The organism is Staphylococcus sp. AS1337 (genome assembly GCF_051408735.1).
Taxonomy (GTDB): Bacteria; Bacillota; Bacilli; order Staphylococcales; family Staphylococcaceae; genus Staphylococcus; species Staphylococcus xylosus_B.
The window spans coordinates 378,800-391,725 of the sequence record NZ_JBOIHZ010000003.1 but is presented as its reverse complement, the minus strand read 5'-3'; the positions used below and the strand labels follow the sequence as shown (position 1 = coordinate 391,725).

14 protein-coding genes are annotated in these 12,926 nt (G+C 31.4%); 11 read left to right on the top strand and 3 right to left on the bottom strand.

Translation table 11 applies throughout. From position 1 onward, the window contains the following. From ACSUE0_RS07325 to ACSUE0_RS07310, 4 genes are all read left to right on the top strand, one after another. Positions 1-463: LPXTG cell wall anchor domain-containing protein (locus ACSUE0_RS07325; protein ID WP_436956760.1), on the top strand; the 463-nt coding region annotated here is incomplete at its 5' end. Positions 464-679: 216 nt separating this feature from the next. After that, the gene (locus tag ACSUE0_RS07320) at positions 680-2,200 is read left to right on the top strand and encodes an aldehyde dehydrogenase family protein (protein ID WP_436956758.1); all 1,521 of its coding nucleotides are present in this window, start codon (positions 680-682) and stop codon (positions 2,198-2,200) included. A 97-nt stretch (positions 2,201-2,297) separates the two neighbouring features. Continuing rightward, positions 2,298-2,624 (top strand): hypothetical protein, encoded by a 327-nt coding sequence (locus ACSUE0_RS07315; RefSeq protein ID WP_119614570.1) that lies wholly within the window; start codon positions 2,298-2,300, stop codon positions 2,622-2,624. 185 nt (positions 2,625-2,809) lie between these two features. Continuing rightward, complete coding sequence (locus tag ACSUE0_RS07310) at positions 2,810-3,151, top strand: DoxX family protein (protein WP_119614569.1); 342 nt, start codon at positions 2,810-2,812, stop codon at positions 3,149-3,151. Positions 3,152-3,217: 66 nt separating this feature from the next. On the opposite strand, the gene ACSUE0_RS07305 is transcribed toward ACSUE0_RS07310, so the two are convergent. Next, a complete protein-coding gene (locus ACSUE0_RS07305) occupies positions 3,218-3,670 on the bottom strand; it encodes a hypothetical protein (RefSeq protein ID WP_119614568.1) in 453 nt (150 codons plus the stop codon). 5 nt (positions 3,671-3,675) lie between these two features. Then, positions 3,676-4,479, bottom strand: coding sequence for a DUF3100 domain-containing protein (locus tag ACSUE0_RS07300; RefSeq protein WP_119614567.1), 804 nt, complete (start codon positions 4,477-4,479; stop codon positions 3,676-3,678). A 411-nt stretch (positions 4,480-4,890) separates the two neighbouring features. Here ACSUE0_RS07300 and ACSUE0_RS07295 point away from each other — a divergent pair, with 411 nt between their 5' ends. Further along, positions 4,891-5,868: a tRNA dihydrouridine synthase gene (locus tag ACSUE0_RS07295; RefSeq protein WP_119614566.1), complete on the top strand. Its 978-nt coding sequence runs from the start codon at positions 4,891-4,893 to the stop codon at positions 5,866-5,868. Positions 5,869-5,928: 60 nt separating this feature from the next. Here ACSUE0_RS07295 and ACSUE0_RS07290 read toward each other — a convergent pair whose 3' ends face one another. Further along, complete coding sequence (locus tag ACSUE0_RS07290) at positions 5,929-7,119, bottom strand: MFS transporter (protein WP_119614565.1); 1,191 nt, start codon at positions 7,117-7,119, stop codon at positions 5,929-5,931. Positions 7,120-7,231: 112 nt separating this feature from the next. On the opposite strand from ACSUE0_RS07290, the gene ACSUE0_RS07285 reads away from it, so the two are divergent. From ACSUE0_RS07285 to ACSUE0_RS07260, 6 genes are all read left to right on the top strand, one after another. After that, positions 7,232-8,119: a LysR family transcriptional regulator gene (locus ACSUE0_RS07285; RefSeq protein ID WP_119614564.1), complete on the top strand. Its 888-nt coding sequence runs from the start codon at positions 7,232-7,234 to the stop codon at positions 8,117-8,119. Positions 8,120-8,248: 129 nt separating this feature from the next. Then, the gene (locus tag ACSUE0_RS07280; protein WP_436956754.1) at positions 8,249-9,301 is read left to right on the top strand and encodes a M23 family metallopeptidase; all 1,053 of its coding nucleotides are present in this window, start codon (positions 8,249-8,251) and stop codon (positions 9,299-9,301) included. A gap of 175 nt (positions 9,302-9,476) precedes the next feature. Beyond that, complete coding sequence (locus ACSUE0_RS07275) at positions 9,477-10,220, top strand: glycerophosphodiester phosphodiesterase family protein (RefSeq protein ID WP_436956752.1); 744 nt, start codon at positions 9,477-9,479, stop codon at positions 10,218-10,220. A 211-nt stretch (positions 10,221-10,431) separates the two neighbouring features. After that, entirely contained in the window at positions 10,432-10,878 is a 447-nt protein-coding gene (gene arr / locus ACSUE0_RS07270) for an NAD(+)--rifampin ADP-ribosyltransferase (RefSeq protein WP_436956770.1), read from the top strand. A gap of 210 nt (positions 10,879-11,088) precedes the next feature. Beyond that, positions 11,089-12,030 (top strand): mechanosensitive ion channel, encoded by a 942-nt coding sequence (locus ACSUE0_RS07265; protein ID WP_436956750.1) that lies wholly within the window; start codon positions 11,089-11,091, stop codon positions 12,028-12,030. Positions 12,031-12,366: 336 nt separating this feature from the next. Beyond that, positions 12,367-12,822: a MarR family winged helix-turn-helix transcriptional regulator gene (locus ACSUE0_RS07260; RefSeq protein WP_017723923.1), complete on the top strand. Its 456-nt coding sequence runs from the start codon at positions 12,367-12,369 to the stop codon at positions 12,820-12,822. The last annotated feature ends 104 nt before the right edge of the window (positions 12,823-12,926 follow it).

Genomic DNA, 12,926 nt, shown 5'->3' with positions numbered 1-12,926 from the left:
AGGTACAGGAGAAAATCCAGGTACAGGAGAAAATCCAGGTACAGGAGAAAATCCAGGTACAGGAGAAAAACCAAGTACAGGAGAAAATCCAGGTACAGGAGAAAATCCAGGTACAGGAGAAAATCCAGGTACAGGAGAAAATCCAGGTACAGGAGAAAAACCAAGTACAGGAGAAAATCCAAGTACAGGAGAAAATCCAGGTACAGGTTCAAATTCACCAAATACTAGCCACAACACAGATAATAGCGATTCTAATGAATCACAAGTAGGAAATTCAAATAATAGTTCTAACGTTGTGGAAAACAACAAATCAAAAGATAATAAAGCAAATAAACAATCAGAATTACCTGAAACAGGTGAGGAAGAAATGCGCAATGGTACATTATTCGGTTCATTGTTTGCAGGATTAGGTGCATTATTACTATTTGCTAAACGTCGTAGAAAAAAAGAAGATGAAAAATAGACGTTTCAAATAAAGTGTTATAGAAAGTCATTACTTATAGAGGCTAGGTCGAAGTTATGTCCTAGCTTCTATTTTTTATATAAGAAAGTATCAAAGAATATTAAATAAACGTTTAATCCTTGTTGCAAAGCATAAATATTTCTTTTTTACGGTTGTTAATTTAAGCGCTTACACAAATGTTTGAAGGGTATATGACCATATAAAGGAGGTATTTATATGATTTATACAAATCCAAATGAAAGTAATGCAAAATACAAAGTTAAAGAGCATTATAGTAACTTTATTGATGGAAGTTGGACAGAGCCACAAGAAGATGAATATTTTGATAATATTTCCCCAATTACTGGCGATAATTATGCAAAAGTACCTAGGTCTTCACAAAAAGATGTAGATTTAGCAGTAAAAGCTGCAAAAAAAGCACAAGTTGAGTGGGGGAAAAAGTCATTAGCTGAAAGGTCACAACTTTTATTAGATATTGCGGATCGTGTAGAAGAGAATTTAGAATACTTAGCAGTTATCGAAACTTTTGATAATGGTAAACCTGTTAGAGAGACACTTGCTGCAGATTTACCGTTAGTTGTAGATCATTTCAGATATTTTGCAGGTGTGATACGCGCAGAAGAGGGTGGTATTTCACAAATAGATAATGATACAGTAGCTTATCATTATAAAGAACCATTAGGAGTCATTGGTCAAATTATTCCGTGGAATTTCCCGTTACTTATGGCAACTTGGAAAATTGCTCCTGCTATAGTGACTGGAAATGCTGTCGTCCTTAAACCAGCAGAACAAACACCTGTGTCTATTCTACATTTCATTGAAATAATTGAAGACATTTTACCAAAAGGATTAATAAATGTCATAAATGGATTTGGCAATGAAACTGGTGAAGCACTTGCTACGCATAAAGAGATTAATAAAGTCGCTTTTACCGGTGAAACAACAACAGGTAAGATTATTATGAAGAATGCCAGTGACAATGTCATACCAGTAACTCTGGAATTAGGTGGCAAATCACCAAATATATTTTATAAAGATATTATGGATGAAGATGATGAATTTTTAGATAAAGCAGTAGAAGGATTAGTTATGTTTGCCTTAAATCAAGGTGAAGTTTGTACATGTCCTTCTAGAGCATTGATTCATGAAGATATTTATGATGAATTTATAAAATTATGTATTGATAAAGTTAATAAAATAAAACTAGGGAATCCGTTGGATGATACAACAATGGTAGGTGCACAGACCTCCAATGAACAACAAGAAAAAATTAAGAAATACTTAGATATAGGTAAAGATGAAGGTGCAGAAATACTTGTTGGTGGTAATGTAAGGAAAGAAAATGAGAATTTAAAAAATGGTTTTTATATTGAACCTACTATTTTCAAAGGTAATCAAAATATGCGTGTGTTCCAAGAAGAGATTTTTGGACCAGTATTGTCAGTAGCAACCTTCAAAGATAACGATGAGGCATTAGCCATGGCAAATGATACAATTTATGGCTTAGGCGCTGGTATTTGGACAAGAAATCAGAATATAGCATATCGTGCTGGTAGAGGTATTCAAGCTGGTAGAGTATGGGTTAATAATTACCATACTTATCCCGCACATGCTGCTTTTGGCGGTTATAAAATGAGTGGTATAGGTCGAGAAAATCATTTAATGATGTTGGAACACTACCAACAAACAAAAAATTTATTGGTTAGTTACGATACGAAACCAACAGGATTATTTTAAAAAATTGTTGTAAATTCAATTTATTTCGTTTATAAATTGTGCTAAATGTGTACAGTATAATAATAAATAATATAATGTTAGAATTGGGGAACTTATTATGTTTATTATTATTCAGTATAGTAGGGGCAATACATTATTCTATTTAAGAAATAAAAATAAAGAACCAATTAATTCTAGAGTAGTTGCTATTTCTGGAGATAATTATAAGGCATTATTATTAGAGAGTATTGAGAAACTACTTGCTCAATCCAATTATCATTCAGAATCACTTCATTTTATATTACTCGAGATGAATGAAATAGAAAATCTTCAAGTTAACGCTGTTTGTGAAGTGAGTAGATATCTTAAATTTAAGCTTGATACAAGTGTTGTTGTTACCAATAATATTGAAACATTTGATTATGATGAGTATTTGAATGTGTAGTTTCTTTCTATAAAGCATATTACCTATAAAAAAGTAATTAATTCATATTAAAATAGAATGTTCAATGATATAAAAGAGGAACACTCAAATTGAATCTTGGATTTTGCTTGTTCCTTTTCTTTTTTAATCATACATTATTTCGATTTAGTAAATTGATAGAAAACGATTAAAGGAGGAATGGTTGTATGGGAATTATTATTTTAATATTGCAAGTAATCCTAGGTTTATTCTTTATCATAACAGGATTTAAAATATTTTCTGGAGAGATGAAACAAGAATTTGCACGGTTTGGGTACCCACCTATTTTTAATAAAATCACTGGAGCATTTGAGTTTATTGGAGCTATAGCAATGTTAATCGGTGTTTTCTATAGTTCATTGGCACTATTTGCTAGTGTATTAATAGGTTTAACTATGTTGGTTGGTGCTTTGTCACATATTCTTTTAGGAAAAGATCCAGTTACGAAAGCTATGCCAGCAATTGTGCTATTTTTATTAAATTTTGGTGTGTTTATCTATTATATTTAGATATATTATTTTTCATGTTAAAGACCCCCAGTAACTCATTTCAAGCTGGGGGTTATTTGTAGTTGCTTAAGCTAGACCTTGAATTTTTAATATAATTTCTGCTACGAGCGCAGAACCAATATATGTACTGAGCAAAATAACAATGCCCACAACAATGGTTTTCCACCCTAACTTGGCAAAATCAGCCCAAGAATTTCCTATTGAAACGCCTGCATATGCTACAACTGGCGTGGCTAATGATAGTAGATCTACTTTTTCAGTCCAATCGACGATATGTGAGGATCCAGGAACTCCAGGGATAGTAATGATTAAACCTATTATGCCAATATAAGCAATGCTTGGTATGTTTAAAGGCACAATATCACGTAAAATCAAACCTAATAAGGCAATACCCATTAAAGCAATGATGCCCGGAATTGCATCAGTAGGCATGACATTATAACCAATCCAATTACTAAAAAGTGAAATAATTCCTACTATACATAAGGTGAGAACCCAATTTGTAACTTTTGAAGACATCACAGTCACTCCTTGTCTTTAGTGATTTTTGATTTAACGTGCATAATCAAACTATAGTATTTTCGGGTTAAAGGTAGAGCAATTAACATACCAATATAAAGTCCTGTCACTGACGTCAGAAGATTACTTACGCCAGAAAATGCGGTGATTGTGCTAGCTTGGTTAGGATACATTTCGACTAAAGGTCCCAGAGCAGCTGCAGTCATTACACCACTTCCTACTCCTGTAGCCATGGCAAAAGCAATTGGACTAAATGGTAAAATGGAAATTAAAATACCAGAAAAAATACTAAAAAATATTGCTCCAAAAATGGTTCCAAAAATGTACATAGACATTACGCCTCGCCATTCTGGAGAAGAGATGCCGTATTTTTCGGTAATTAGTGCTAAATTGGGTTCTCTACCTATTGAATGTGTCATCCCTATAGACTCTCGTCGTAACCCTAATAATATAGCTAATGGTAATGAAATGACAATCGTAGCTAAATTGCCAGCTTCCTGTAATATTAAAGCAGGTCCAGCTGCAATGATTTTAGGTAAAGCAGGTCCTGCTTCTACACCAAATTTTGCTATTAGTAGTGCTACTGAAATAAATACCATTGGTTCGGAATTTTTAGCTTGAATTTTACTGATGATGGGCGTGAAATAAACTCCTAATCCGAGTAAAACTGCATAAACAACTGGTAATAAAAGGATTGAAGTTATCCCTAAAGGTATTTTATGTGTGCCAATTACCTCAGAAATAATCATAATAATTAATACAACGCCATGTAGTCTCCAATCTTTCCAAAGAATATTTTGTTGTTTCATATCAATACCTCCTAATTAAAATATTCAGAAAATTACGAATTCGGATAAAATCCATTGTATACTTAATATTTCAAAATTAAAAGGGGATTAATATGATTTATATACTTTGATAATTTGATGAATATAAATATATAACTTAAATCATTTTGTTGTTTTCAAGTGATTTACTAAAAATGTTAGGATGACGTAATATTCTGTTGCAATTTCACCTATATAGAACGTTATTTGATATCAAATTTAAATTATTAAGGAAATCTGCGCCTTTTATCTTCTTTGTAATATATTGATAGCGAGCTTTATTTGAATAGGTTTTTCATTGGATAACTTCCTTTTGTGTAAGTTGACTTTTTGTGGTAATATCGTCATGGATAAAAATTCGATATAATAATAGATAAGAAGGTTTAAATATATATGAAAGAAAATTTTTGGCGTGAATTACCACGTCCATTTTTTGTTTTAGCACCTATGGAAGATGTTACAGATGTTGTCTTTCGTCATGTTGTTAGTGAGGCTGGAAGACCTGATGTATTTTTTACTGAATTTACGAATACAGAAAGTTTTTGTCATCCTGAGGGGATACACAGCGTACGTGGTCGCTTAACATTTACTGAAGATGAGCAGCCAATGGTCGCTCACATTTGGGGAGATAAACCTGAGCATTTTCGTGAAATGAGTATTGGTATGGCTGAGATGGGCTTTAAAGGTATCGATTTGAATATGGGGTGCCCAGTAGCAAATGTTGCAACGAAGGGTAAAGGTTCAGGCTTAATACAACGACCTGAAATTGCAGCTGAAATCATTCAAGCAGCAAAAGCAGGCGGTCTGCCAGTAAGTGTGAAAACAAGACTCGGTTATTCTGAAATAGATGAGTGGAGAGATTGGTTGAAACATGTATTTGAACAGGATATTGCCAACCTATCTATTCATCTTCGTACACGTAGAGAGATGAGTAAAGTAGATGCACATTGGGAATTGATTGGAGAAATTAAAAAACTCCGTGATGAGATTGCACCACATACATTATTAACTATTAATGGAGATATTCCAGATAGAAAAACCGGGCTTGAGCTTGCTGAAAAGTATGGAATTGACGGCGTAATGATCGGGCGTGGTATTTTCCATAACCCCTATGCATTTGAAAAAGAACCACGAGAACATACAAGTGAAGAACTTTTAGGGTTATTAAGGTTACACCTTGATTTGTTCGATAAATATTCAAAAAATGAATCACGTTTATTTAAACCTTTACGTAGATTCTTTAAAATATACGTACGTGGTATTAGAGGTGCTAGTGAATTAAGACACCAGTTAATGAGCACAAATACAACAGATGAGGCCCGTGAGTTACTTGATGAATTTGAAGCACAAATAGAAGCGACAATAGAATGATAAAGTTTAAATGTAAATAACAAAATAGACTTGGAAATCTTAAAACTTAGATTTCCAAGTCTATTTTTGTTTAATAGTAAGAGAAATAGCAAAGGCAATAATCATAAAAATTGTAATCATTAAAACTACGCCAGGCCATTGAATATAGTTATAAAAAACACCGGCTAAAGTACCGCCAACAGAAGATCCCATATAATAGAATAATAAATATAGGCTAGAAGCTTGTGCTTTATGGTCTTCTGCGCGACTGGTAACTACTGCACTTGAGATTGCATGCCCACTAAAAAATGCATAGACACTAAAGGCTAAACCAATAATTTTAAAATATAGAGGTGATAATAAAGTAATATTTATACCGATAATTAGTAATAAAACGCTAAATTTTAACGCGTTTAAAGTACCTAATTTAGTACGTAATTTTGCATTTAAAATCGAGGAAAGCATGCCTATTAAAAATAATAAATAAACAAAGCTAATGATACTATCATGCAAATTGTACGGCTTATCTGCTAATTCAAAACCAATATAATTAAATGCAGCTATGTTACAACCAAGTAGTAAAAAGCCTATCATAAAGGGTTTGAGTAATCGGATATTTGTTAAATGATTATAATAACTAATTAATAACGTTTTTACAGAAAAAGTCTGTTTTTCAAAATGCTTAGACTTAGGTATTAAAACTACAAACAGTATAGTGGCAATGACACTAATTATGGCGATAGATAAAAGTCCAATTTGATATCCATAAATACTTGAAATGAATCCTGTAAATATACGCCCAAAAGCCCCTCCAAAGGCATTTCCACTTATATAAATTCCCATGGCTTCAGGCAAATTATGTGGTGAAATTTCTTCGCCAATATAGGCCATAGCTATAGAGGGTAATCCTGCTAAACAAATACCTTGTATTAGTCTTATAATAAGGAAGGTATTAAAGTCTGTTACAAAAGGTTGAACTAATGCTAATAGTGTTACTGATATCACTGAAAAAATCATAATAGGTTTACGTCCTAATACTTCTGATATAGCACCAAAAAACAACATAGCAATAGCTAAAGTGATAGTTGCTGCTGATAAAGCTAAACTCGCAACAGTTTCACTAATATTAAAGGATTTAGTAAAATGTGGAATCAATGGTTGAACACTATATAAGATTGAAAAGATAGTAAAACCAGAAATAAAGAGTGCAACAATAATTTTGATATAATCTTTTGAACCTTTTGCTACATAGTTGTTTTTTAAATTATTCAATGTCATGTCCTCACTTAATGATTGATGTATTTATGGTAGCATGTAATTAATAATATAAAAAATGCATTATTTTCATATTAATAATGCATTATTTGCATAGGAGTTGTTGTTTATGGAATGGCATCATTTAGAATACTTTAAATATTTAGCACAAATTGAAAATATGTCTGAATGTGCGCGTGTGTTAAATATAAGTCAGTCAACACTAAGTAGAGCGATAAAAAATTTAGAGGCAGAGCTTGGCGTACCTCTTTTCAATAGAATTGGTCGGATAATTAAACTGAATAAATATGGAGCAGAATTTTTGAAAACAACAAATAATATTGTTGAAGAAATGGATATTTATAAAACTAATATTATAGATACTACCAACGTTTACAATGGTAAATTGAAAATTGGCTTTCTACATTCGGTTGGCGTGACATATATTTCAGAATTTTTAAAAACATTCAATTTAAAATATCCTAATGTAGAATTAAAATTAGTGCAAAATGATGCTAAAAATTTAATTGTGATGCTAGATAAAGGAGAAGTAGATATCATTATTACAACCGTTGAAGAAATGAATAAACACACACATTTCGAACCACTGATCGTAGAGCAATTATATGTAACAGTAAATGAAAACCATAGATTAGGAGAACGTAATGAAATAGCAATTGACGAACTGATAGATGAAAAGTTTATACTTCTGAAAACAAATTTATTATTACGTCGTCAAATAGATGAAATTTTAAAATCATATCAATTTACACCAAAAATTAGTTTTGAAGGTGATGAAGTTATTACAATTGCAACTTTTATCAGCTCAGGATTGGGAATTTCTATTTTACCTCATTTAAGAAATGTAAAGATTCCAAATTTAAGACAAATCCCAATAAAAAACCATGATGCGAAAAGGGTAATTGGATTATGTTATAAAAATAAAAATGATGTAGTACCAATTATAAATAAAGCAAAAGAAAGTTTAGCCAACTATTTTAAAACGATAAGCAATTAGGAATATTCAAAATAATTACAGCTATCTCAAAACAATTACCAGTAAATTAAAAAACGATGTCTACTATTCTATTAAATCACTCCATCTGATATATTAGCTTAAGAAAAAATTTGGGAGGATTTATTAATTATGAAAAAGTTTGTTACAGCAACGATTGCTACATTGTCATTGGGAGCAATTGGCATAGCACAAGGAGAGGCACAAGCATCAGAAAATGATCAATCTAATTCACAATATTCGAGTAACCAGTCTTCTAATAGTATTTTTAACTATGGTTATATTGATCAAGATGCTAGCGGTAATTATCATCACACGCTAGATGGTAATTGGGACCAATCTATGTTTGATCAACAACAATATTATTTCTATTTAATTGATGGTGAAGGAAAATATCATTACTTTTATTTCCCTATGAGTGATCAAAGTGGAGATACAAATGCAACAGTAAATAATGATACCAATTATTCTGCTAACCAAAGCCATGAAGAAGTTCAAAACGATGGTTATGATGTAAATCAAAATAATACACAAAATATAAATAGTTCAGACGAAGTTTCTGCTCAAACTTCATCAGAAAAAGCAACATCACAAAGAAAATACCAAGAAAAATCACTAGTAACATCAAACGTAGATTACAATAGTGGTTATACACGTAATGACGGTAATGGTGAACAAAATGTACAACAGAATGCGACATCAAATGACACAACTAATGCATCAACACAAAGTTCAACAAGTCAAAGTACTTCAAATAATACATCAGATTCAAATTCAACTACCAATTCGAATTCATCAAATTGGTTAACTAAAAATCGTCAATTACAACCATACGGTCAATATCATGGTGGCGGTGCCCACTATGGTGTCGATTACGCTATGCCTGAAAATACACCAGTTTATTCATTAACTGATGGGACAGTAATTCAAAGTGGTTGGAGTAATTATGGTGGTGGTAACCAAGTTACTATCCAAGAAAAAAATAGTAATAACTATCAATGGTATATGCATATGAATTCTTTAAATGTTCAAAAAGGACAACAAGTTAAAGAAGGACAACAAATTGGTGCGTCAGGTAGTACGGGTAACTCTACTGCTCCTCACTTGCACTTCCAACGTATGCAAGGGGGCGTAGGTAACCAATATTCAGTTGATCCTACATCATACGTAAATTCAAAAGCATAATAAATAATTAATTAGTCGTCTTTGAATGCCTTTAAAAAGGTGTCAAAGGCGATTTTTTGTTAAGTCATATTTTTATAGACCTAGTGAATAACTCTAATAAAGGGTTTAGATTATTTGTAATATCTTAAATGACATATCATAATTACACTAAAATCTATTTGAAAAGGAAGATGAGATGTTTACTATATATGGACATAGAGGATTATCAAGTAAAGCACCTGAAAATACTATAGCAGCATTTGAAGCGGCAGCAAAAGTGACTGGATTAAAGTGGGTGGAACTAGATGTTGCAATTACAAAGGATGAACAACTCGTTATTATTCACGATGACTTTTTAGATAGAACCACAGATGTGGTTGGTGAAATTACACAATTAGAGTATGAAGAAATCAAGCATGCTTCTGCAGGGGATTGGTTTGGATCAAAATTTAAGAATGAAAAATTACCAACTTTTGATGAAATAATAGCATTTGCTAATAAATATCAAATGAATTTAAACATTGAGTTAAAGGGTGTTAGTGGAAGTAAGGGTAGTGATTTATCTTTAAGCATGGTTCAGCAAGTAGCTGAAAAATTAAAAGACTTAGATAAAAGCATAAATGTATTGATATCTAGTTTTAATATTTATTTAGTAAAATTAGCAGAAGTACATATGCCAGCATACAAACGAGCAGTTATCTTCAAAGCAGCTGCGTTTCAAGGAGACTGGAGAACACTTTTAGATTTTTGTAGATCAACAATTGTTAATATTGAAGATGCAAAGCTTACAAAAAATCGTGTTCGCGCAATAAAAGATGCTGGCTATGAATTAAATGTATGGACAGTAAATAATAAAATGAGAGCAAACCAATTGGCTAATTGGGGAGTGGACGGGGTGTTCACAGATAAAGCTGATGAATTAGTTCATTTAAATAGCTAATTCATTTACGTATAATAGTATGAGGATACAAAACGGTAATCTGATTTTGTATCCTCATTATTTTATATAAAATTATGTATGATATTGTTGGAAGTGTTTAATAATTACAATTAAATATTCTCTTTGTGTTTATTATACTATATGAAAAATAAATATTATAGACTACTTCTTTTATTAATTGACACATATAATAGTAAGACACTTTAGCGAAATGTGGGGGGATTATTTTATGGAAAATCAAAAGCAAGCATTTGAACAAGATTTATATTTACATGGCACAAAAGCTCAGTTGCAGATAGGTGATTTATTGGAGCCTTTGCAAAAATCTAATTATCAAGATCGCATAATGAATCATATTTATTTTACAGGAACATTAGAAGCAGCAAAATGGGGCGCTGAATTGGCTGTAGCTTTAGCTAATGAAGAAGTAGCTGCACACATTTATATCATAGAGCCACTAGGAAAGTTTGAAGATGATCCCAATGTTACAGACAAGAAATTTTCTGGCAATCCAACGCGCTCATATCGTTCTACTGAGCCATTGAAAATTGTTGCAGAATTAGGTTCGTGGGAAAGTCATACTGAAGAAGAAATCAATCAGATGATAGCAGGAATTGAACAATTGAGAAGTGAAGGTCTAGACATTATAGAAGATTAATAATTATAAATAAAAAATAATTAGAAGATTAATTTAATAGATGGTTCACTTCATTTGTATTTAATTATTTGGCAATCTGTTCATTTAGTGTTTTACAAATAAATAGCGTGTATAATTATCTTAATTTACAAAAATATTTTAAAAAAATTTATATAAATATGATTATCTTTATTTTTCTAGGGTATTTGTCCAAAAAAGGGGGCAATTTACATGAGTAAAATTTTAGATTCTTTAATGGGAGCGCTTGATAGTGTTATAAGTTTCATCCCAAATATTATAGGTGCATTAATATTCTTAATTATTGCTTGGATTATTGCAGTAATTGTTAAGAATATCATAGTCAAAGGGCTAGGCGCATTAGGTTTTGAATCCTGGTTACAAGAAAAAGGTTTAGTAGATGCAGAAAGCGGAAAGTCTGAGTCAGCAGGTTTGATACAAACCTTTGGTAAGTTAGCCTACTTCTTAGTATTCTTACTATTCTTACCATCAGTTTTTGATTCATTAAACATGCAATCAGTATCTAAACCTATTAAAGGTATGATGAGTAGCATACTTAACTTTGCACCTAAAATTATTGTTGCAGTAGTTATATTAGTAATTGGCTTATTCATTGCAAAAGTTTTAGGTACATTAGTAAAAAACATATTATCAAGCTTAAATGTAAGCAAGTTTAATCAATATGTTAATTTTGGAAAAAATAAAGATAGCATAGATATTCCAGTAGCAGCTGGATGGGTAATCACTACGCTAATTGGCTTATTCTTTACGGTTCAGGCACTTAGCACGGTGAATTTATCTGTATTAAATCAAATTGGTGAAGCGATTATCAGTTACTTACCGCTTGTTATTTCTGCTGCAATCATTTTAGCACTAGGATTAATCGGTGGTAACTTAGTTGCAAAATTAATCAACAAATCAACTGGAAACGGTATGTTGGCTGAAATTGTAAAATACTTAGTCATCATTGTTTCCGTATTCATGACTTTAGATCAGCTAAACTTTGCGCAAAGTATTGTTAACGTAGCATTCTTATTAATTTTAGGTGCTGTAGCTGTAGCATTTGCAATTGCGTTTGGTATTGGTGGTAAGTCATTTGCCGAGAAACAACTTGAAAAATTTTCTAATAAAATTGATTCAGAAAATGAGAAATAATTAAAAACAGAACTAGTTTTTGTTTAATTAGCAAAAGGACTATTGCTACCAATTTTGGGGCAATGGTCCTTTTTTAATTATGAGTTGAATACAAAAATAATATATTATATACAATAGAAAGGGTTGAAGTTTTATTGATATATCATTATTATCGTTTTATTTAGCTGTTCAGAGTCAACTGTGGTATAAGCCTAAATGTTTTATAATGAATTAATCCAGTAGTAAGTCTGTTATAATCATAAAAGTGCTATGATTATATTATATATATATTTCCTAGAAAAAAGGTAAAGCGATTATAACAAAAGTGATCAATATAGATAAGGAATGTGAGTATAAATGGAAGGAAATAATAATGATTATGAGAATTTGTTATTTTACTTTGCGTATAAAACATTTATAAATACCGCAGATGAAATAATTGAAGATTATGGTTTGAATAGACAACATCACAGATTTCTGTTTTTTATAGAGAAAGTCCCAGGTATTACAATCAAAGATCTCTTAAAAGGCATGGAAATTTCTAAGCAAGGTAGTCACGCAACTTTGAAAAAACTTAAAGATGAAGCATTTATTATTGAAAAACAGACTGAAGCCGATAAAAGAGTTAAAGCCCTTTATCCTACTGAAAAAGGTACAAAATTAGTTCGTGAATTAAACAAAGCACAGAATGATTTATTTAGAGACATCCAAAAAAAAGTCGGAAATGATTGGTATGCAATTATGGAAGAATTTGCTTCGTATCGCACAGGATTTCAAGAGGTAAAATATTTGAAAGACGAAGTGAAAGATTAAAAAGTTAGTGCAATATCCAGTTAACGTTATTAGGTTCAACGCTTTTTAAAATGAAGCATTGTATTCATACAATGCTTCATGAGTCTGAAAAAACTAAATTGCAC